Source organism: Phaeobacter inhibens DSM 16374 (genome assembly GCF_000473105.1).
Taxonomy (GTDB): domain Bacteria; phylum Pseudomonadota; class Alphaproteobacteria; order Rhodobacterales; family Rhodobacteraceae; genus Phaeobacter; species Phaeobacter inhibens.
Map to the genome: position 1 here is coordinate 1,720,367 of NZ_KI421498.1, position 20,065 is coordinate 1,740,431.

The window sequence follows — 20,065 nt, forward strand, 5'->3', positions numbered from 1 at the left end:
CCCATGTTCCGAAACAGCCGCGCTGATTTTCCCAAAGACTTCCTCTTTGGCACCGCGACCTCTGCCTATCAGATCGAAGGTCATGGATTTGGCGGTGCCGGGCTCACCCATTGGGACAGTTTCGCCGCCACCCCCGGCAACGTTGTGCACGCCGAACATGGCGGGCGGGCCTGCGACCACTATCACCGCTACGCCGAGGATCTTGATCTGGCGGCGGCAGCCGGGTTCGACTGCTATCGATTTTCCACCAGCTGGGCGCGGGTTATGCCCGAGGGACGCGGCGCACCGAACCCTGAGGGGCTGGATTTCTACGACCGGTTGACCGATGCGATACTGGAGCGCGGGCTGAAGCCCTGTGTGACGCTTTATCACTGGGAGCTGCCGCAGGCACTGGCGGATCTGGGCGGCTGGCGCAACGCGGAGATAGCCAACTGGTTTGGCGACTACGCCGAGGTGATCATGGGGCGGATCGGCGACCGGATGTATTCCGCAGCCCCGATCAATGAACCCTGGTGCGTGGGCTGGCTGTCGCATTTCCTTGGCCATCACGCGCCGGGGCTGCGCGACATTCGCGCCACCGCCCGGGCGATGCACCATGTGATGCTGGCCCATGGCACTGCCATTCAGGCGATGCGCGCCCTCGGCATGAGCAATCTCGGTGGCGTGTTCAATCTGGAATGGGCCACGCCCGTTGATGACAGCAAGGCCGCGCAGCAGGCCGCCGCACGCTATGATGCGATCTACAACGGCTTTTTCCTTGGCGGTGCCTTTCACGGGCGGTACCCGGATCTGGCGCTGGAAGGGCTGGAGCCGCATCTGCCAGAGGGCTGGCAGGATGATTTTGCCACCATCACCGCCCCGGTCGACTGGTGCGGGCTGAACTACTATACGCGCAAACAGATAGCCCCTGACGTAGGCCCATGGCCGCAGTATGCCGAGGTGGATGGCCCCCTGCCCAAAACCCAGATGGGCTGGGAAATATATCCGCAGGGGCTTTATGATTTCCTGACACGGACAGCGCGCGACTACACTGGTGATTTGCCGCTGATTGTGACGGAAAACGGCATGGCCAATGCGGATGTTGTGACAAAGGGCAAGGTGGAGGATGCGGCGCGCATCACCTTTGTCGATGACCACCTCGACGCCGTGCGTCGCGCGATTGCCGATGGTGTGCCCGTGCAGGGTTATTTCCTATGGTCGCTGCTGGACAATTACGAATGGGCGCTGGGGTATGAAAAACGCTTTGGCCTGGTGCATGTGGATTTTGAAACGCTGAAGCGCACACCGAAGGCGTCTTATCATGCGTTGCGATCTGCGCTTACGGGCGCATCCAAATAAGGGCGGTGCAGGAGCACAGGCGTCAGTCCGCCAGCCGCCCTGCCAATCGATTCAGCACAGTGAGGCATTGTGAGAGCTGATCAAGCGTCAGATATTCATCCGCCTTATGCGCCTGCGCAATGGATCCGGGGCCGCAGACGACCACATCCATCCCAAGCTCCTGAAACAACCCGGCCTCGGTGCCGAAGGGCACCAGCTCAGCAGCGTTGCTGCCGAGCAGATCTGCCATGAGTTCACGCGCCTCATTTTGAGTGCTGGGGGTGAGCCCGGCCACCTCGCCCACCACCTCAGTCTCTATGCTGGCCTCCGGGTAGATCGCCTGCATCGCGGGCAAGAGCGTGTCGCGGCAATAGCGTGCCATCGTGTCCTTGACATGATCCGCGTCCGAGGGCTGCACCGGTCGCATCTCCCAATCCACCTGCGCTTTTGACGCGATAACATTATGGGCGCTGCCGCCATTGAGGGCGCCGATGTTCAGCGTTGTCCAGGGCGGATCAAAGCGGCTGTCCGGTGGGGTACGCTGTTGCAGATCGCCGCGCAGGTCCAGCAGGCGGCTCACATAACGCGCGGCATATTCCACCGCATTGACGCCCCGCCCCGGATCGGATCCGTGCCCCTCAAGCCCCTGAAACCGCGTGCTGTATTCGTGGCAGCCTTTGTGCCCTTCAACGACTCGCATGCTGGTGGGTTCGCCGATGAGCGCCAGTCGCGGTTTCAGTCCGCGCTCACGCAGGGCCTGCACCAGATGACCGGCACCAATGCAGCCCACCTCCTCATCGTAGGTAAAGGCGAAATGGACAGGACGGCGGCTGATCTGCTCGGCGAACTCTGGGGCCATCGCCAATGTTGCGGCAATAAACCCCTTCATATCGCAGGTGCCGCGCCCGTAGAGCCGCCCATCCCGTTCCACCATTGCAAAAGGATCGCTGGTCCAGTCCTGATCGGTCACCGGCACCACGTCACTGTGGCCCGACAACACAATCCCGCCATCAGCGTCCGGGCCAAGCGTGGCGAAGAGATTTGCCTTCTGCCCGCTGGCATCAAACATCACATCGACCCGCGCGCCGCAGTCCTCAAGCCGGTTGGCCAGATAAGCGATCATCTCCAGATTGCTGTCGGCAGAGACCGTGGGATAGGCGATGAGATCCGATAGAATGCCGGTGGTCTGCTCCATCATCCCGTCACCCCTTCACGAAGAGTTTGCGCTCAATAGAGCAGAGCGGCTCAGCAGCGCCTGTGTCGCGGATCAGCAGGGTTTCGGTGGTCTCCAGCCCCCATGTATCCATCCAGAGCGCTGGCATGAAATGGAACACCATGCCGGGTTGCAGCACAGTTGTATCCTCGCTGCGGATCGACGCCGTGCGCTCCCCCCAATCCGGCGGATAGGACAGGCCAACCGGGTAGCCCATGCGGCCAGAACGCTCGATACCGTGTTTGGCCATCACCGCCATGAAGGCATTGGCAATATCGCAGGTGCGATTGCCCGCACGGGCCGCCTCGATCCCGGCGGCGATGCCTTCGATCTGCGCCGCCTCAATCCGCAACATTTCTTCTGACGGGGTGCCTAGAAACACAGTCCGTGACAGCGGCGCGTGGTAGCGGCGGTAACAACCGGAGAGTTCGAAGAAGGTTGCCTCGCCCTGCCGCATCGGGGTGCCGTCCCAGGTCAGATGCGCCGCTGTCGCATCCAGCCCGGAGGGGGTCAGTGGCACGATGGCCGGGTAGTCGCCCCAATCGTCCCCCACGCCAGTCACACCGGCATGCAGAATATCGGCCACCAGATCGTTTTTTCGCACGCCGGGTGCGGCCCGTTCGATGGCGGTGTGGATCACCTTATCGGTGATCCGCGCGGCCTTGCGCATAAAGCTGATCTCGGCATCTGATTTCACAAGCCGCTGCCAATTGACCAGTGCGGTGGCATCCACCAGGTCCGCCTGCGGCAGCTCTGCCGCCAATACGGCATGGGCCTTTGCCGAGTAGTAATAATTCTCCATCTCGACACCGATCCGGGCGCGTTCCAGCCCGAGAGCGCACAGATGCCCGGCAAGATCCTGCATCGGATGTCGGTCGGTTGATTGGACAAAGTGGTCGCCATAGCCCAGCAGCCTGTCCTGCGGCATCCAGCAGGTGCGGCGGGCGCCCATCATATCCATATGCCGCCCCCACCAGATCGGATCACCGTCTTGCGGGATGATCACCCCCTGATGCACGTAAAAAGACCAGCCATCATAGCCGGTGAGCCAAGCCTGATTAGAGGGATCCGTGACAAAGAGCGCGTCCAGCCCCGCAGCCGCCATCGCGGCGCGAGTCTTGTCCAGACGGTGCTGATATTCAGATTGTGTGAAGGGGGTCTGTGGTTTGGTCATCGCTCAGATCCTTTCCGCTCTTTACTCCGCCCCATCAGCCCAGCACCGCGGTGACGGCTCGATGGGTTGCGGCCACGACACGGTCCGCTTCATCCCGTGTCAGGCAAAATGGTGGCGCAAATCCAAGGATGTCCCCCTGCGGCATGGCCCGCGCGATCACGCTGTCCTGTTCCAGCAGTTTGGCGGCGATTTGCGGGCCGATCTTATCACTGGCGTCGAAGAAACGGCGATCATCGCGGTCAGCGACAAACTCCACTGCGCATAACATGCCCTCGCCCCGCAGATCGCCGACATTGGGGTGATCGCCCAGCGCCTTGCGCATTTCGTCGTTAAGATAGGCCCCAATGGCACCGGCATTTTCGACAAGACCAAGCTGGTCAATCAGTTTGAGGTTGGCCACCCCGGCGGCGGCCCCGATAGGATGCGCCGAATAGGTCCAGCCATGGCCGATGGGGCCGTTCTCATCTGTGCCCCGCTCCAGAACCTGCCACATCTTGTCCGACACGATAGAGCCCGACAGCGGTGCATAGGCCGAGGTCAACCCCTTGGCGATGGTGATAAGATCGGGTCGCATGCCGTAGTGATCCGAGCCGAACATCGTGCCCAACCGACCAAAACCGGTCACCACCTCATCTGCGACCAGCAGGATATCATGCCGTTCAAGCACCGCCTGAATGGCGGGCCAGTATCCTGCGGGCGGCGGGACGATGCCCCCGGTGCCCAGAACCGGCTCCCCGATGAAGGCGGCGATGGTATCGGCCCCTTCCCGCGCGATCAGGGCCTCCAGCTCTGCCACACAATGGGCAACAAAGTCGGCCGCGCTCTGGCTGAGGTCTTCACGGCGGAAATAATATGGGGCCTCGGTATGGACCACCTGCGCCAAGGGCAGATCGAACTTGTTATGGAACAGCTCCAACCCGGTCAGCGACCCGGTCATCAACCCCGACCCGTGATAGCCACGCCAGCGCGAGATGATCTTTTTCTTTTCCGGGCGGCCGAGGATGTTGTTGTAATACCAGATCAGCTTGATGTTGGTTTCATTGGCATCCGACCCCGAGAGACCGAAATAGACCTTGGACATATGATCAGGAGCGCGGTCCATGATCATCTTGGCCAGGGTGATAGACGCCTCAGTCCCATGTCCCACGTAAGAATGATAATAGGCCAGCTCGCGGGCCTGATCGGCAATGGCCTCGGCGATCTCAGGTCGGCCATAGCCCACATTCACGCAATAAAGTCCGGCAAAAGCATCTAGCATCCGATTGCCGTCTCGGTCCTCGATATGGCAGCCGGTGCCACCGGTCACCACGCGTTGAGGCAGATTTCCGCGGGCAAACTCAGCGAGATGCGTTGAAGGATGGAAAAAGCTATCACGGTCCCATTGGTCCAATTGGTCGTTACGTAGCATATGTGCTCACTCCTTGGCTGTGGCGGCGCGCCGCCTTTGGTCACATGAAGGGAGCCAGTTGCACGCGACAGACCAAGAGGCGGTCCGTTTTTGAGCAGAAAAGGCTCCGCTCACCCGGACAGCAGCGCGCAATGCCTTTATTGCCAGGGTCGTGTCACAGTTGGAGCATGGCGAGACCTCCCATGGCAACAGGTTTTTGTCAGCCGGCAGGTTGGCCAATGACACCGCGCTGCTATCTGCCGGACGGCCGCGCCAAGGACTGACGCGTGACAAGAGTCGTGCTGATGCAGACCGACTGCCCCTCGGACCTGCCTTCCACGATTGCAATCAGCTCTTGCGCCGCCTTGCGCCCCATCTCGCGGTGCGGGACATGCACGGTTGTCAGAGCGGGGCTGACGATTTCTGCCAGTTCGATATCATCGAACCCTGTGATGGAGACATCGTCAGGCACGGCGATGCCCCTGCTTCGCGCCTCGCGGAGCGCCCCTGCTGCCAAGACATCATTGCCGCACATCACCACGGTTGGGCGGGGCGCGCGTGACATCAGCTCTGCAAAGGCTGAGGCGCCCTTTTCAATCTCATAGGGGGCTTCGATCAATGTGAGCGCAGCCGGGTCGAGACCTCTGGAGCGCATGGCATCGCGAACACCGCTGACGCGATTTTGGGCACGGTCGTTGCCCTGCAAGATACCGGAGATCATCGCTATGTGGCGGTGCCCGGCATCAACAACCGCGTGGGCAAGATCCCGCATCGCGCCCTTGTTGCTGAAACCCACTGACGGCTGCAGCCGTTCAGGCGCATAAGACCAAGCAACAAGGACCGGTACCCGATGTTTCTCCAGATACTGGTAAATCTGCTCCTCCCGCTCATGACCAATCAGCAGCAAGCCATCTGCGCCACGCGCAACCAATGCACGGATCTGTTCCTTCTCCACCTCTGGGCTATATGCGGAACTGGACACCAGCAGCGTGTAGCCATCCTCCCGCAGTTGATCCTGAAACGCCTGCAGTCCGCGCGCGAAGATCGCGTTGTCCATCGTGGGAATAATCGCTCCGATGGTAAAGCTGCGTTTGGCCGCCATAACGCGGGCGGCAAAGTTTGGCGTATAGCCCAGTGATTCGACCGCCTGCATCACACGATGGCGGGTCGTTTCGATGACACGATCCGGTGAATTCAGGCAGCGCGACACTGTGGCGGTTGAGACGCCTGCGGCCTTGGCAACATCGTTAAGTGTTGGAGCGGAGGGGGTTTTTCCCATGTCGTACCTGTAATTTCCCTAGCTTATTTTAGCAGATTTCATGGCCACCGCCAGTCATCAATGTAAGCGCTTGCATTATCAATGTAAGCGCTTACAAATACTGTAGAGATAACAACGGGGATCTTTCGATGTTTCTGATGGCGTCTGTCTGCGTGTTTGCCGTGTTCTTTGCCAATGTTGCCATGGGCGCATTTGGTGGCGGCGGTTTTCTGAGCGACGTCGGTGAGATGGTGATCCTGTTTGCAGCGTCCATTCTGTTTGTGGCTGCAATTCTCAAAAAAGAAGCTGACCAAAAAAACCAAGGCGGCAGCTGATGGATTTCCAAGGGAGGAAGACAATGACGAATAGCAAGGATGGGCTCAAATCCGCAGAGCGCCGCAATTTTCTGAAACTGGCCTCAACCGGTTCTTTCACCGCAGCCCTGGTGGCGGGGGCCGGCGGAGTGCTCTGGTCAACAGAGGCGGTTGCACAAACCGCCAAGGAGGAAAAGGAACGTGAGGGTGCGGCCGAGCATATCATGACAGTGGCCACCGCCTATGTGCTGGGGGCATCGCGCAGCTATCCGATCATGCAGCTGGATCTAAAGGAAAACATCCAAAACGCCACCAACGGCAAGATCTATGTCAAACTGGCCCCCGGCGGACAGCTGGGCGCGGGCGGCGCATTGGTGCAGAAGGTGCAAGGCGGCACCATTCAGGCAGCACAGCATTCGCTGTCAAACTTCGCCCCCTTCGCCTCCACCGTAGATCTGATCAATATGCCCTATCTCTGCGGCTCCAACCAGCGGTTCACCAATCTGGTGACCTCCGATTTCTGGAACGCAGAGGTGCACCCCAAGGTGGAAGCCAATGGTTTCAAGGCTCTGTTCTATGTGAACATTGATCCCCGCGTGGTTGCCGTGCGCAAGGGCGGCAACGCGGTGACATCACCGGGTGACATGGCGGGCGTTAAATTCCGGGTGCCCGGTTCCAAGATGCTGCAACAATATTACCGCATGGTTGGCGCCAACCCCACGCCAGTGGCCTGGGGAGAGACACCATCGGCGATCAAACAAGGTGTGGCAGATGCGCTCGATCCGTCGGTTGGCGCGCTTTATGTCTTTGGCTTCAAGGACATTCTCAGCCATGTGACCTTCACCCAGGCGGTGCCGGACAGTCAGGTTTACTCCTGTAATCTTGAGTGGTTCAATTCCTTGCCTGCTGATGTGCAGGACGGCGTGATGTGGGGGTCGGAAATGACCGCGCATCAAAACCTCTCCAAGGTTCCCTCGGCCCGCGCCTATGCAATGGCGGAGCTGGCCAAGGCCGGTGTTGCCTTCCACACGCTCAGCGACGATCAGCTGGGTGAATGGCAAGAGGCCGGCGGCTATCAGCGCAGTGAATGGGATACGTTCAAGACAGAGCTGGCCGGGTCGATGGACAATTTTGCCAAGCTGGAAGAGGCCGCAGGCACGCAAGGCAAATACTACGTTCACGACGCGTAACGTGTCGCAAGACGTGGTGCCGGGGCTCCGGCGCCACGTTCCCTTTCCCTCATAGCCGCCTTCGACAGCCCGATTTGGACTGATTGATCAGGCGCGCCCAAACCTCGGGACGAGCGATGGAACTCTTGCGAAAAATTGACAAAAACGCCGAGCGCTGGCTGCTGCTGACCTTCTACGTGATGCTGGTTATCACCATGGCGGTTGAGGTTATCCGGCGCGAACTCTTTGCCTATTCCTCGATCTGGGGTGAGGAGATCGTGCGCTACTCCTTCATTTATCTCGCCTGGATCGGTGCCGCCGCCGCAGTGAAAGAGCGGGCCCATATCCGGATTGATGTGCTGATGCACTACCTTGGACCGCGTCCCAAGGCGCTGCTCTATATCTTTGGCGATTTGGTAATGTTCGTTGTCGCGTTGGTGGCGCTTTACTGGTCGTTCGAGACGGTGCTGGTGTCAGCCAAATTCGGCTCCGTCAGCCACGGGCTGCGCATTTCCATGGTTTGGTTTCTGATGGCGGTGCCAGCCGGGTTCGCCCTGATGGTCTGGCGGCTGCTGCAATCCTTCCTACGCGATTTTCGCAGCCTTCGGGACGGCTCGCCCGTCTTTGAGGGCGACAAGCTGTTTGATTGAAGGATCTGAGAGATGCTGTGGAATTCACTCAATCAAACGGTTGAACTGGGGTGGGACTTTTACCTGCCGGTGATCCTGTTCGTGGCCCTGATTGCGCTGGCGGTGCCGGTCTGGGCCGCCATCGGGGCGGCGGCCATCACCATGCTGGTGATGTCGGGCGATCTGCCGCTCAGTGCAATTGGAGAAAGCCTGTTCACCGGCATTGATGCCTTTGCGCTGACGGCGGTGCCGCTGTTCATCCTGACCGGCGATGTGCTGGTGCGCACCGGGCTGAGCAAGAAGTTCCTTGATGTGGCGGAGGCGTTGACCTGCTGGACGCGGGGCGGTTTCGGTTCGGCCACGGTGCTGGTCTGCGGCATGTTCGCGGCGATCTCAGGCTCTGATGCTGCGGGCGCTGCGGCAGTCGGCCGGATGACCATCGCCCGGCTGGTCGAAAGTGGCTACCCCCGCCCCTATGCCTGCGCGCTGGTCGCGGCGGGCGCCTGCACCGGCATCCTGATCCCGCCCTCCATCGCCTATATCATCATCGGTCTGGTGCTGGGCATCTCCGCCTCCACCCTATTTCTGGCGGCGCTGATCCCGGGGATTGCCATTCTGGTGTCGATCCTCGTCACCAACATCATCATGAACCGGCTCTATACCTATGAGACCGGGGGCAACATGGGGCTGGGCGAATGGCTGGGCAATCTGGGCCAGTCGCTGAAATCCGGCTGGTATGCCTTTATCGTGCCGGGGATCATTTTCTATGGCATCTTCTCCGGCCGCCTGACCCCGACCGAGGCGGGCGCCACCGCCGTGGTCGTCACGATCCTGATGGGCTTCCTGCTCGGCACTCTGAAACTGGCGGACTTCCCGGCGATGCTGGTCAGCTCGGCCAAGGTGAACGGAGTAATCCTGCCAATCATCGCCTTTTCTGCCCCGCTTGCAGAGGCACTGGCCATCATGGGCGTGCCGCAGGGGTTTGTGACGGCGGTGACCGGGCTGACCGATGATCCGTCAATTCTGATACTGCTGATGATCTGCATTCTGATTGCCGCGGGCTGCGTGATGGAGACGACGCCAAACATCGTGATCCTGGCGCCGATCCTGAAACCGCTCGCCGACAACATCGGCATGAACGAAATTCAGTTCTGCATCATGATGATCACCGCGCTGGGGGTGGGGTTCATTACTCCGCCGCTTGGCCTCAACCTGTTCGTGGTCTCCGGCATCACCGGCGAGTCCATCCTCAAGATCGCCGCCCGCGCCATTCCCTTTGTTCTGACCATGCTGATTGTGGTGCTGCTGATCGCTTATCTCCCTGCGATCTCAACCACGCTGCTCCCTGACATCTATAAATAGGACCCTTTGGACATGACCCGTGAGTACCTGAAGAAGGCGGCCCTGACCCCAAAATCTGATGCGTCCGAGACCCATAAGACCGTGCAGGGGATCCTTGATGATATTGAGGCAGGCGGCGACGCCAAAGCATTGGAATATGCGGCGAAATTCGACCGTTACGAGGGCAATGTGCTGCTGACGGACGAAGAGATTGAGGCGGCCTGCGCGCTGGTACCCGAGAAGCTGAAGGCCGATATCCGGTTTTCCCACGACAACGTACGGCGCTTTGCCGAGCTGCAGAAAAGCACGATGCAGAATGTGGAAACCGAAATCTGCCCCGGCTTCATCACCGGGCAGAAGGTGATCCCGGTTGATGCGGCGGGCTGCTACGTTCCCGGCGGACGCTACAGCCATATCGCCAGCGCGATCATGACCGTAACAACCGCCAAAGTGGCAGGTTGCAAGCATATCACCGCCTGCTCGCCGCCGCGCCCCGGCGTCGGCGTGGCGCCGGCCATCGTCTATGCCGCCCATATCTGCGGCGCCGATAAGATCATGGCGATGGGCGGCGTGCAGGGGGTTGCGGCGATGACCTTCGGCCTGTTCGGGCTGCCCAAGGCCAATATCCTCGTAGGTCCCGGCAATCAGTTCGTGGCGGAGGCCAAGCGCATCCTGTTCGGTCGTGTCGGTATCGACATGATCGCAGGCCCCACCGATAGCCTGATCCTGGCAGACAGAACGGCAGATGCTCATATCGTTGCCACCGATCTCGTCAGCCAGGCAGAGCATGGTTACAACTCCCCGGTCTGGCTGGTGACCGATGATCGGGCTTTGGCCGAGGAGGTGATGCGGCTGGTGCCCGGGCTGATCGACGATCTGCCCGAGGTGAACCGCGAGAACGCCGCTGCGGCCTGGCGCGATTATGCGGAGGTCATTCTATGTTCCGACCGCGAAGAGATGGGCGCCTGCTCCGACGACTATGCGCCCGAGCATCTGACCGTGCAGGCCGAGGATCTGGACTGGTGGCTGGGGCAGCTGACCTGCTACGGATCGCTGTTTCTGGGTGAGGAAACCACGGTGTCCTATGGCGACAAGGCGGCGGGCACCAACCATGTTCTGCCGACCTCGCGCGCGGCCAGCTACACCGGCGGGCTGTCGGTCCACAAATACATGAAGATCGTCACCTGGCAGCGCGCCACCCGCGAAGGCTCCAAACCGGTAGCCGAGGCCACCGCGCGGATCGCACGGCTGGAGGGGATGGAGGGCCACGCCCGTGCTGCCGACGTGCGGCTGGCCAAGTATTTCCCGGACGAAACATTTGACCTGACCGCCAATGGCTGACCCGCGCGCCCTGTTCGATCTGACAGGCCACACCGCCTGCATCACCGGCGCCAGTTCCGGCCTGGGGCGGCGGGCGGCCATCGCGCTGGCCGCTGCGGGGGCGCAGGTGGTGGCGGTGGCGCGCCGGGCGGAGGCGCTGGAAAGCCTCTGTGCGGAAATTAGGACAAGCGCGGCCCATGTCACCGCCGACGTTGCAGACAGAAGCACGCTGGATACGCTGCGGGATAGAGTCTCGGCCCCCTTTGGTCCGCCGGACATCCTGATCCACGCGGCAGGGGTGAACACGCGGCAACCCGCGGATCAGGTCACGGCTGAGGGCTGGGACCAGACAATTGCTCTCAACCTCTCGGCGCCATTCTTCCTTAGCCAAGCTCTGGTGCCAGCGATGAAGGACCGGGGCTGGGGGCGGATCGTCAATTTCGCCTCGCTCCAGACCTCCCGCGCCTTTCCCGGTGGCATGTCCTATGGCGCCAGCAAAGGCGGGATCGGCCAGCTGACCCGCGCCATGGCTGAGGCGTGGTCGTCTTTCGGCATCACTGCCAATGCCATCGGACCCGGTTTTTTCCCCACTGAACTGACGCAGGCTGTGTTCGAAGACGACGCCCGCGCCGCCCGCAACGCCGCGCAAACCTGCATCGGCCGCAACGGTCTGATGGAGGATCTCGACGGGCCGCTCTTGTTCCTGTGTTCGGAGGCGTCGGCCTATGTCACCGGGCAGCTCCTGATGGTTGATGGAGGGTTCACAGCGAAATGAAAGCCTTGGTTTATGAAGGGGTTGAGACGCTGGTGTTCCGCGACGTGCCGATGTTTGCAGCCCTGCCGGGCGAGCATCTGATCCGCATTCATGCCTCCGGCATCTGCGGGTCGGATATGCACGCCTATCTGGGCCATGACAACCGCAGACCTGCGCCGCTGATCCTGGGGCATGAGGCCGCCGGCGTGATTGAGGACGGACCGCAGAAGGGCCGCCGAGTGACAATCAATCCACTGGTCACCTGTGGCAGCTGCACGGCCTGCGCATCGGGGCGCGAAAACCTCTGCGCCAGCCGACAGATCATCTCCATGCCGCCGCGCGAAGGTGCCTTTGCCCAATTCGTGGCGATGCCAGACCGCAATCTGGTGACGGTGCCAGACAATGTGCCACTGGAGAAGGCGGCGCTGGCAGAACCCTTGGCCGTCAGCTGGCACGCCGCCCGGTTGGTGCTTGAGGCGCTGCACCCAGACACCGAACGCCACGCGCTGGTGATCGGCGGTGGCGCCATCGGGCTGGCGGCGGCACTGGCACTCAGAGCGATGGGGGTGAAGGACGTCACCATCCAGGAACCAAACGCTGCGCGCCGGGCCTTCCTGACGGACCGCTGCGGCCAGCAGGCGGTCGCAGAGTTTCAGGGGATGGTGCCGCTGGTGGTGGACGCCGTCGGCTATGCCGCCACCCGCGCCGCGGCCTCTGCCTGCGCCGCCCCCGGTGGTGTGATTGCCCATGTCGGCCTCGGTGAGGATGTCGGCGGTTTGGATCTCCGCCGCATGACGCTGCAGGAAATCACCTTCATCGGCACCTATACCTATACCGCGCAGGATTTTCGCGACACGTCACAAGCGATTTTTGATGGCCGATTAGGAACACTGGACTGGTCCGAGCTGCGCCCCTTGTCAGAAGGAGCCGCCGCGTTTCACGACCTGCGGTCCGGTACAGTGGCCGCGCCAAAGATCATTTTATCCCCCTGGGCCTAAGCCCTGAGCTGAGCAAACGGAGAGTACCATGTATGACAAGATCCTGGTTCCCATGGCCCTGGACCACGGGGTTTCCGGCACAACGCTGAAAGCTGCCGCGACCCTGTGCAACCCCGGCGGGCAAATCACCGCACTGCATGTCTATGAGGCACCGCAAGGCTCTGTCAGCGCCTATTTGGATGAGGACGCAGTACGTGAAGGGCTTGATAAGGCCCGCCAACAACTGACCAAGAAAACCGCTGACTATGGCGATGTCACAGCTGAAATCGTCAAAGGCCGCTCGTACCGGGCCATTGTTGAATATGCCGAACAGAACGGCACGGACTGCATCGTCGTTGGCTCACATAAACCCGGGCTCAGCGACTTTTTCCTCGGCTCGACTGCCGCCCGTGTTGTGCGCCACGCACCCTGCGCCGTGCATGTCTGCCGCACCCTCTGACCCCAACACCGAGACCTGAAGCAAAGGCAATCGACTATGAGCATAGACAAAAGGATCGCTGACGATCTGGCGGCCAACGGAGTCTCTTTCGTCACCACCGTGCCCTGTAAACAACTGGCGGGCGTGATTGAGGAAATTGACCAGCGCGATGACATTTTTCATATCCCCTCCAACAAGGAAGACGAGGGCATGGGCCTGTGCGCCGGAGCCTGGATGGGGGGGAAACGTCCGGCGATTATCATGCAGAACACCGCCATTGGGGTCACCATCAACACGCTGGCAACACTGATCCAATACTACCGGATGCCGCTGCCAATGCTGATCTCCTACCGTGGTGAGCTGCGCGAGCCAGTGGCCTGCCAGGTGGAGATGGCAGTGCATACCAAGGCGCTTCTGGCGCAGATGAATATCCCGACCTACCATTTCCATTGGCAAAAAGACGTCGAGGAATTCGATAACATCCTGAAATACACCTTCATGTGCAACAAACCCGTTGCCATCCTGACCGATGCCAATTTCTGGGGAGGCTATGGCGACCAATGATCCGTTCTGAAATACTGAAGGAAATCGCCCCTATCCTGCGGGATCAACTGGTGGTCTGCAATATCGGCATCCCTAGCCAAGAGCTGCATGCAATCGACGACCAGCCGAACAATTTCTACATGCTGGGCACCATGGGGCTGGCCTCCTCCATCGGGTTGGGGCTGGCGCTGGCGCAGGCGAAACCGGTGATTGTAATTGATGGTGATGGGTCCGTCCTAACCAACCTTGGAACCTTGCCAACGATCGCCAACAACGTCGCAGACAACTACATCCTGATGATCATCGACAATGGCTCCTATGGGTCGACGGGCGACCAGCCAACCTATACCGGCCGCAAGACATCGCTTGCTGAGATGGCACGTGGTGCTGGCTGCGAGAATGTGGTCGAAGTCGTGGATAAGGACACCGGGCCCGCACTGGAAACCGCTCTTGCAAGCGGCAAGATGACAGTGATGGTGGTCAAATGTGACAGCGGCAACGCCAAGATGCCGGTGATCACGATGGATCCGGTGGTCATCCGCGATCGCTTCATGAAGGCCGTGGCCAGCTGATGGATGCAGGCGCCATCCATTCCGCCGAGGATGCCCGCCGCCTCGCCCGGCGGCGGCTGCCCTGGATGGTGTTTGACTATATCGACGGGGCCGCCGGACAGGAAACCGGGGTGGCGCGGAATCGCGCCGCGCTGGATGGCATCGCCCTGCGGCCCCGTATCCTGCGCGATGTCAGTCAGCGCTCGCTTGCTACGCACGTCTTCGGCGCCGAGGCAGATCGCCCTTTTGGCATCGCCCCTATGGGCATGTGCAACCTCGCCGCTCCCGGCGCCGACCTGATGCTGGCCCGGCTGGCCGCGCGTTACCGGGTGCCGCATGGGGTTTCCACCGTCGCCTCGACCCCGCTGGAAGAGATCATCGAAACGGCCGAAGGCTATGCCTGGTTCCAGCTCTATTTCAGTGGCGACGGCAGCGGCACCTTCAAACTGGCAGAACGCGCCCGTGCAGTCGGCTATCATACGCTGGTGCTGACCGTTGATGTGCCCGAGGTGGGTCGCCGTCCGCGTGAGTTACGCCATGGCTTTACAATGCCTTTCCGTATCGGGCCACAGCAGTTCATCGACTTTGCCCTGCACCCGCGCTGGTCACTGACAACTCTGCTCAAAGGCAAGCCGGTGATGGCAAACTTCGAAATGGAGGGCTATGAATTTGACCGCACCCAAAGCCGGGCGCGGGCCACTTGGGATACGCTGGCCCGGCTGCGCGACCTTTGGCCCGGAAAGCTGGTGGTGAAAGGCGTGCTGGACGTCGAAGATGCCCGCGCGCTGGTGTCTGCCGGGGTTGATGCCATTCAGGTGTCCAGCCATGGCGCGCGACAACTGGAGGCCGCGCCCGCCCCGATAGAGATGTTGGCGAAGATCCGTGCAGATCTTGGGCCGAAGTTCCCGGTTTTCTATGACAGCGGTCTCCGATCGGGCGAGGATGTCCTGAAAGCGATCAAAATGGGCGCTGATTTTGTATTTCTGGGCCGCATCCTGCAATACGCTATTGCTGCAAGAGGCGAGACCGGGTTGGCACAGTTGTGGCATGCAATAAGCGAAGAGCTGAGCATTGCCATGGCACAAACCGGCCGCGTCTCACTGAACCATTGAGAGCGCGATGCAACGCGACATAGAAGGCCGAGCAAGGCCACCGTCGCGCGCATTCATGCTGCGTTTGCATCGCTGCGCTGATCCTTTGCGTCGACCGTAAGGTGGTAGGCCTGACAGATTTCACCGCCTGCTTCGAACCTCGGACCGGCCGAGGTGATCGACAGGCGCGCCCGACGCATCAGCAGCGCGGCTGTGACCGAGGTGATACACAAAAAGGCGTTGATTTTCCACTCCTGCGCGAGCCGGGACAGGCCGCGCTCCAGATGTCCGCGCACATGCATACGATCCCGCGCGCTTAGCGTGTCTTCGACAAAAAACCGGCTGACCTCCCAGATTGCAGCATCCTGTGGCGCCGCATGATCCAAGACATTTGACGGCAGGCCCGGCAGCAGCCCCAATTGCGCATCGCGCAACATATAGCTGGTGGTCATGCACTGCGCCGTCGTCGGAGTCACCCGGAAACCACCAAGAACCGTTTTTCCTTCATGAACAGTGCAGTAGATACTTTCCGGCGTGTCGTACTGGTCAAACTCCAACCCACGCACATTGGGCAGGTTCCAGCGTCGCAACTGAACAAAATGACGATACCGCGCGCGCAACATCTCAGTGAAGAGCCCACCGGTCTCCGCAAAATTGTCGAATGTAATTTCTGTCGACTGCATCGCAGATCCGGTCAGCTGTTCCAGCCCGAATGCAAATGTACATTCCGGCAATTTATCGAAAATTCGACTCAACCTATCCGGAAAGCGTAAATTTTGAATTAATTCAGAATGACAGCTCCGCTTTTTGCGACGGCTTCTCATATTCGGTTCGCATCAGTCGCAATGCGATCAGGCGGAGCGCGCCGCCGGTACCGATGTGATCTTGCGAATTTCCGAAAGCAGTACCGATTTCTTGACCGGTTTGGACAGATAGCTCACAGCGCCGAGCCGTAGGAACAGCTCCTGTTCTTCGGGCGCGGCGTTCGCCGTCAGCATAACCACCGGTGTCGCCCCAACCCGCCCGCCACGTCGCAGCATTTCCGTCAGGGTTTCCCGGCCATCCATCACCGGCATTTTCATGTCCAAAAGCACCAAATCAAACGGTTGTCGCTCTAAGGCGTCCAAAGCCTCAGCGCCATTTTCTGCATCGGTGATCCGCACTCCGCTGTTTTTCAGAAACGCCCGGACAACCAGACGATTGGATGTCGTGTCATCCACCAGCAGAATGGATAGATCGCCAAGCTCGCCCGTCTCTGCACGCGCAGTCTGCTGCGGCAGGACCTCCACCTCAGAGGCATCCAGCGCGGTAATAGGACACAAGAAAGTGAAGCAGCTGCCCCAGTCGCGGCCGGTCTGCACGGTGATATCGCCGCCCATGATGCGGGCCAGATGGCGGGCGATCGCCAGCCCCAATCCGGTACCAGGCACGTTGGGGGCATTCTTGTCCTTGGCGCGATAAAAATCCGTGAAGAGTTTGGCGCTCTGCTCAGGCGTCATGCCCCGACCAGTGTCAGACACTGCAACGCGCAGCATCATGCGCCCGCCAATATCTTCGCAATCGGCAACCACCTCAACCTGACCGGTTTCAGTGTATTTTACAGCGTTGGACACCAGGTTTCCGATCACCTGCCGCAACCGCAACGCATCACATTCTGCGTAGTCCGGGACACTCTGCGCCAGGCTGACGGCCAGCGCGAGCCCCTTTTCATCCGCCCGCGCGCGATACATTTCTACGGCGCTGGAGATCTCTTCCCGAGGGCTGGCAGTGGCAAGGTTCAGTTCGAACTGACCGGACTCAATCTTGGCGTGATCAAGAACATCATCAAGAATACCGGTGAGCGCCTGAGACGATTTTCGCAGGAGTTGCGTTTGCTCCCGCAGCGTATCGGATCCGGAATTTTCCTCTTCGATGAGTTCGGACATGCCGCAAATCGCATTCAGAGGTGTGCGAATTTCATGGCTCATCGCGGCGAGGAAGCGGCTCTTAGCGCGGCTCGCGGCCTCCGCCGCGCTTAACGCCTCGCGCAGCCGCGCGGTCAAATGGTGCTGCACCCACATGGCGTGCACCATATAGGCGGCTCCCAGCAAGAGAATGACCGCAGCAATGATCATCTCGCCGGGGCTCGCGACGCGCAGCAGCGTCGCACAAACCATATACCCCACGGTAAGGATAATCGGCACCGCAGTGATGATCCCAAAATAGAACCACGCAGAGCGCGCAACCACCGAATGATTGAGCGCGATGATAAGCAGCATCGCCCCCATCAGTTTCGGGAAGGGTTCTGGATGCAGGAACAACAGCAACGACAGAGAATTGAAAACGCAGACGCCAACAAACGCAGAACCGGCGAAGAGGACCATGCCGCCGAGCGTGACGCCAGAAGACAGCCGCCGGTAGACCCGCAGACCCACCAATTCGACCAAAACGTAAGCCGTGTAGACAACGGCAATGGTCTGCAAGGACAGAAAATAGAGTGACAGCAGCGACACCAGGGTGATCGAGGCAAATCGGGAGGGAAGGTCCGACCGAACAAGCTTGTTCTGGCTGGCAACGGAATTCACGAGGTCTGGCGATAATGAAAACAAACGCATCCTCCCTTCCGGTTTTCCCTGGCCACCTCCCCACCGTCGCGTTCACGCGTCAAAGGCGAGCATCACCTAATTTGACAACAGCTATCCGATTCGCTCGTACCGTTAAATTGCGGTCAAATGGTGACAGATGACTTAATATTGCCGAGCGGACCTTAACGACAGGCTGATCAAACTCAACTTTTAGCGAGAAAGACAGCCCCAACCCGGATAGGAATATCCCCCCACAAGAAACTCAACCATGGCGGCTTTGAGCCACATGATTTGTCACACAACCCCTCCCACGGGTGTCATGAAACCGAAGCTGTTTTGGGGTTATCTTTGGGTGCTATTGTTGCATTGTCTAGGCGCAACAATGCGCACCAGCCGCGGCCATCGCGACGCGTGTGAGAAGACACGAGGTTAAAAGCACGCCCTGTAAACGCACCCTAACAACGGTTAATTGGAAAGATGGTGCCCCCACACGGACTCGAACCGCGGACCTACTGATTACAAATCAGTTGCTCTACCAGCTGAGCTATAGGGGCCTTGGGCAGCGAGATAGCGCCTCTCGCGGGAGGGCGCAAGACGAAAAATTCGTCTCGCGACTGAGAATTTCATGGCGGTATTTGAGTGCATATTTTCCCGCGATAGATCCCGCCCCCTTTGCGGTCGGCCAACCGGATCTGTCAGGTCTGAATTCCACCAGTTTGCGCGATCATCCTGGAGTTGGCAGCTGTAGCCATTTTGGCTGGTCTTTTTGACCAGGCCTGCGTTGCGGTCGGGCCCCAAATGTCAAATCGATCCAAAGCGATGCTGGTGACTGACGCAGAAATATATGATCATGCCATCAACCAGCTGATAGGGGCTGTCGCGTGCCAGCCATAGCCACGTGCTGACCGCCCTGAATAACCGGAAGCAGCCGTATGACGGAAACACGTTTCAATATCATGATCGTCGGACAGGCGGGGCGGTTGCAATATGAGGCGGTGCTGTTTGCAGCCTCCCTGCGCCGATACGCCCCTGATTTTACAGGTCGGCTCTATGTGGCGGTTCCGCAACCTAGCGGGCTCTGGACCAAGGCCCCCAGCATTCGCAACAAGCCGGTGCTGGAAGCGCTGGAGGCTTTGGGAGCTGACATCTTGCCGTTTCAGTCGGTCGCCTTTGGCGAGAGCTATCCCTATGGCAACAAGATTGAGGCACTTCTGGCGCTGCCGGAGGGGGAGCCATTTGTGTTCTTTGACACCGACACGCTGATCACCGGTCCGCTCGACCAGCTACCGTTGGATTTTAGCCGCCCTTCTGCGTCCCTGCGCCGAGAGGGCACCTGGCCGAAGCCGACACTTTACGGTCCCGACATGACCGGAATCTGGCGGGCGCTCTACGATCGCTTTGGATTGGATTTTAACAGCAGCCTTGATCACAGCCAGCCTGAAAATTTCTGGCGCCGCTATCTCTATTTCAATGCCGGCTACTATTACGGAAGCTGTCCGCGCGTCTTTGGCCAGCGGTTTCTTGAGTATGCAGCGTCCATCCGCGACGATCTGCCAAAGGCATTGATCGGCCAGTCGCTGGATCCCTGGCTGGATCAGATCGCCCTGCCGCTGGTCATTCACAGCCTCGGCGGGGGGCGTGCGACACTGCCCGAGGGCTATCTTGATGGGGAGATGAGTTGCCATTACCGCAGTTTACCGCTGCTTTACGCTCGGGAAAGCGATGATGTCGTCGCCGCGCTCGAGACAGTGGCCAGCCCGAACAAGATCAAGAAAGTTCTGAAACAATATGAGCCGATGAAGCGAATGATCTATCAGGGCCGTGGTGCCAAGGTACGGGCGATGTTTGATCGCGACAACCTGCCCCGCAAGGAGCAGGCATTGCGCAACCGGATCAAATCCGCCGGTTTCTGGATGCGCTAACCAGCCTCTCCAACGCGCTGCCTCCGCGGAAGAGTGCCTTAATTGCCCCTGTCGGATCGTGAGCGACGCGAGGGTAGCGCCAATTTGCAGCTTGCCTTACGG

Annotated in this window: 19 protein-coding genes and 1 tRNA gene; 13 read left to right on the forward strand and 7 right to left on the reverse strand. The window is 60.0% G+C overall.

The features are described 5' to 3' along the window. Positions 1-3: 3 nt before the first annotated feature. Positions 4-1,338, forward strand: a complete 1,335-nt coding sequence (locus INHI_RS0111985; protein WP_027247789.1) for a GH1 family beta-glucosidase — start codon at positions 4-6, stop codon at positions 1,336-1,338. Positions 1,339-1,360: 22 nt separating this feature from the next. On the opposite strand, the gene argE is transcribed toward INHI_RS0111985, so the two are convergent. The 4 genes from argE to INHI_RS0112005 all read right to left on the reverse strand — a co-directional run bounded on the left by argE (position 1,361) and on the right by INHI_RS0112005 (position 6,370). Then, positions 1,361-2,515 carry an acetylornithine deacetylase gene (gene argE / locus INHI_RS0111990; RefSeq protein ID WP_027247790.1) on the reverse strand — a complete coding sequence of 385 codons (1,155 nt, stop codon included), beginning with the start codon at positions 2,513-2,515 and terminating at the stop codon, positions 1,361-1,363. A gap of 4 nt (positions 2,516-2,519) precedes the next feature. Continuing rightward, the gene (locus INHI_RS0111995) at positions 2,520-3,704 is read right to left on the reverse strand and encodes a M24 family metallopeptidase (protein WP_027247791.1); all 1,185 of its coding nucleotides are present in this window, start codon (positions 3,702-3,704) and stop codon (positions 2,520-2,522) included. Positions 3,705-3,738: 34 nt separating this feature from the next. Continuing rightward, on the reverse strand, positions 3,739-5,112 hold the full coding sequence (locus INHI_RS0112000) for an aspartate aminotransferase family protein (protein ID WP_027247792.1): 1,374 nt from the start codon (positions 5,110-5,112) through the stop codon (positions 3,739-3,741). 232 nt (positions 5,113-5,344) lie between these two features. After that, positions 5,345-6,370, reverse strand: a complete 1,026-nt coding sequence (locus INHI_RS0112005) for a LacI family DNA-binding transcriptional regulator (RefSeq protein ID WP_027247793.1) — start codon at positions 6,368-6,370, stop codon at positions 5,345-5,347. Positions 6,371-6,498: 128 nt separating this feature from the next. On the opposite strand from INHI_RS0112005, the gene INHI_RS0112010 reads away from it, so the two are divergent. The 11 genes from INHI_RS0112010 to INHI_RS0112060 all read left to right on the forward strand — a co-directional run bounded on the left by INHI_RS0112010 (position 6,499) and on the right by INHI_RS0112060 (position 15,498). Continuing rightward, complete coding sequence (locus INHI_RS0112010; RefSeq protein ID WP_027247794.1) at positions 6,499-6,684, forward strand: hypothetical protein; 186 nt, start codon at positions 6,499-6,501, stop codon at positions 6,682-6,684. Positions 6,685-6,707: 23 nt separating this feature from the next. Then, entirely contained in the window at positions 6,708-7,853 is a 1,146-nt protein-coding gene (locus INHI_RS0112015; protein ID WP_014879382.1) for a TRAP transporter substrate-binding protein, read from the forward strand. A 116-nt stretch (positions 7,854-7,969) separates the two neighbouring features. Further along, positions 7,970-8,482, forward strand: a complete 513-nt coding sequence (locus INHI_RS0112020; protein WP_027247795.1) for a TRAP transporter small permease — start codon at positions 7,970-7,972, stop codon at positions 8,480-8,482. A gap of 12 nt (positions 8,483-8,494) precedes the next feature. Continuing rightward, complete coding sequence (locus tag INHI_RS0112025; RefSeq protein ID WP_014879380.1) at positions 8,495-9,823, forward strand: TRAP transporter large permease; 1,329 nt, start codon at positions 8,495-8,497, stop codon at positions 9,821-9,823. A 12-nt stretch (positions 9,824-9,835) separates the two neighbouring features. Beyond that, on the forward strand, positions 9,836-11,143 hold the full coding sequence (gene hisD / locus INHI_RS0112030; RefSeq protein ID WP_027247796.1) for a histidinol dehydrogenase: 1,308 nt from the start codon (positions 9,836-9,838) through the stop codon (positions 11,141-11,143). Then, positions 11,136-11,897: an SDR family NAD(P)-dependent oxidoreductase gene (locus INHI_RS0112035; protein WP_014879378.1), complete on the forward strand. Its 762-nt coding sequence runs from the start codon at positions 11,136-11,138 to the stop codon at positions 11,895-11,897. Before hisD ends, INHI_RS0112035 begins: the two co-directional genes overlap by 8 nt. Continuing rightward, the gene (locus tag INHI_RS0112040; protein ID WP_027247797.1) at positions 11,894-12,874 is read left to right on the forward strand and encodes an alcohol dehydrogenase catalytic domain-containing protein; all 981 of its coding nucleotides are present in this window, start codon (positions 11,894-11,896) and stop codon (positions 12,872-12,874) included. Before INHI_RS0112035 ends, INHI_RS0112040 begins: the two co-directional genes overlap by 4 nt. A 28-nt stretch (positions 12,875-12,902) precedes the next feature. Then, positions 12,903-13,313: a universal stress protein gene (locus INHI_RS0112045; RefSeq protein ID WP_014873887.1), complete on the forward strand. Its 411-nt coding sequence runs from the start codon at positions 12,903-12,905 to the stop codon at positions 13,311-13,313. A gap of 36 nt (positions 13,314-13,349) precedes the next feature. Beyond that, positions 13,350-13,856: a sulfopyruvate decarboxylase subunit alpha gene (comD, locus tag INHI_RS0112050; protein ID WP_014873886.1), complete on the forward strand. Its 507-nt coding sequence runs from the start codon at positions 13,350-13,352 to the stop codon at positions 13,854-13,856. Further along, on the forward strand, positions 13,853-14,407 hold the full coding sequence (gene comE, locus INHI_RS0112055; RefSeq protein WP_027247798.1) for a sulfopyruvate decarboxylase subunit beta: 555 nt from the start codon (positions 13,853-13,855) through the stop codon (positions 14,405-14,407). The genes comD and comE overlap by 4 nt, the downstream gene beginning before the upstream one ends. Beyond that, entirely contained in the window at positions 14,407-15,498 is a 1,092-nt protein-coding gene (locus tag INHI_RS0112060; protein ID WP_027247799.1) for an alpha-hydroxy acid oxidase, read from the forward strand. The genes comE and INHI_RS0112060 overlap by 1 nt, the downstream gene beginning before the upstream one ends. 53 nt (positions 15,499-15,551) lie before the next feature. On the opposite strand, the gene INHI_RS0112065 is transcribed toward INHI_RS0112060, so the two are convergent. The 3 genes from INHI_RS0112065 to INHI_RS0112075 form a co-directional block, all read right to left on the reverse strand. Further along, the gene (locus tag INHI_RS0112065; protein ID WP_027247800.1) at positions 15,552-16,160 is read right to left on the reverse strand and encodes an acyl-homoserine-lactone synthase; all 609 of its coding nucleotides are present in this window, start codon (positions 16,158-16,160) and stop codon (positions 15,552-15,554) included. A gap of 168 nt (positions 16,161-16,328) precedes the next feature. After that, a complete protein-coding gene (locus tag INHI_RS0112070) occupies positions 16,329-18,071 on the reverse strand; it encodes an ATP-binding protein (RefSeq protein WP_036767040.1) in 1,743 nt (580 codons plus the stop codon). Between the two features lie 448 nt (positions 18,072-18,519). After that, positions 18,520-18,595: transfer RNA gene (locus tag INHI_RS0112075), tRNA-Thr, on the reverse strand. 378 nt (positions 18,596-18,973) lie between these two features. Between INHI_RS0112075 and INHI_RS0112080 the strand changes: the two genes are divergently transcribed. Beyond that, positions 18,974-19,963, forward strand: coding sequence for a GT-B fold glycosyltransferase domain-containing protein (locus tag INHI_RS0112080; protein WP_027247802.1), 990 nt, complete (start codon positions 18,974-18,976; stop codon positions 19,961-19,963). The last annotated feature ends 102 nt before the right edge of the window (positions 19,964-20,065 follow it).

Coding starts and splice junctions, on each gene's coding strand:
- comE (WP_027247798.1), top strand. CDS start 13,853: ATGATCCGTTCTGAAATACTGAAGGAAATCGCCCCTATCCTGCGGGAT.
- comD (WP_014873886.1), top strand. CDS start 13,350: ATGAGCATAGACAAAAGGATCGCTGACGATCTGGCGGCCAACGGAGTC.
- INHI_RS0112000 (WP_027247792.1), bottom strand. CDS start 5,112: ATGCTACGTAACGACCAATTGGACCAATGGGACCGTGATAGCTTTTTC.
- INHI_RS0112025 (WP_014879380.1), top strand. CDS start 8,495: ATGCTGTGGAATTCACTCAATCAAACGGTTGAACTGGGGTGGGACTTT.
- INHI_RS0112060 (WP_027247799.1), top strand. CDS start 14,407: ATGGATGCAGGCGCCATCCATTCCGCCGAGGATGCCCGCCGCCTCGCC.
- INHI_RS0112045 (WP_014873887.1), top strand. CDS start 12,903: ATGTATGACAAGATCCTGGTTCCCATGGCCCTGGACCACGGGGTTTCC.
- INHI_RS0112010 (WP_027247794.1), top strand. CDS start 6,499: ATGTTTCTGATGGCGTCTGTCTGCGTGTTTGCCGTGTTCTTTGCCAAT.
- INHI_RS0112070 (WP_036767040.1), bottom strand. CDS start 18,071: ATGCGTTTGTTTTCATTATCGCCAGACCTCGTGAATTCCGTTGCCAGC.
- INHI_RS0112040 (WP_027247797.1), top strand. CDS start 11,894: ATGAAAGCCTTGGTTTATGAAGGGGTTGAGACGCTGGTGTTCCGCGAC.
- INHI_RS0111985 (WP_027247789.1), top strand. CDS start 4: ATGTTCCGAAACAGCCGCGCTGATTTTCCCAAAGACTTCCTCTTTGGC.
- INHI_RS0111995 (WP_027247791.1), bottom strand. CDS start 3,704: ATGACCAAACCACAGACCCCCTTCACACAATCTGAATATCAGCACCGT.
- INHI_RS0112005 (WP_027247793.1), bottom strand. CDS start 6,370: ATGGGAAAAACCCCCTCCGCTCCAACACTTAACGATGTTGCCAAGGCC.
- argE (WP_027247790.1), bottom strand. CDS start 2,515: ATGATGGAGCAGACCACCGGCATTCTATCGGATCTCATCGCCTATCCC.
- INHI_RS0112035 (WP_014879378.1), top strand. CDS start 11,136: ATGGCTGACCCGCGCGCCCTGTTCGATCTGACAGGCCACACCGCCTGC.
- hisD (WP_027247796.1), top strand. CDS start 9,836: ATGACCCGTGAGTACCTGAAGAAGGCGGCCCTGACCCCAAAATCTGAT.
- INHI_RS0112020 (WP_027247795.1), top strand. CDS start 7,970: ATGGAACTCTTGCGAAAAATTGACAAAAACGCCGAGCGCTGGCTGCTG.
- INHI_RS0112080 (WP_027247802.1), top strand. CDS start 18,974: ATGACGGAAACACGTTTCAATATCATGATCGTCGGACAGGCGGGGCGG.
- INHI_RS0112015 (WP_014879382.1), top strand. CDS start 6,708: ATGACGAATAGCAAGGATGGGCTCAAATCCGCAGAGCGCCGCAATTTT.
- INHI_RS0112065 (WP_027247800.1), bottom strand. CDS start 16,160: ATGCAGTCGACAGAAATTACATTCGACAATTTTGCGGAGACCGGTGGG.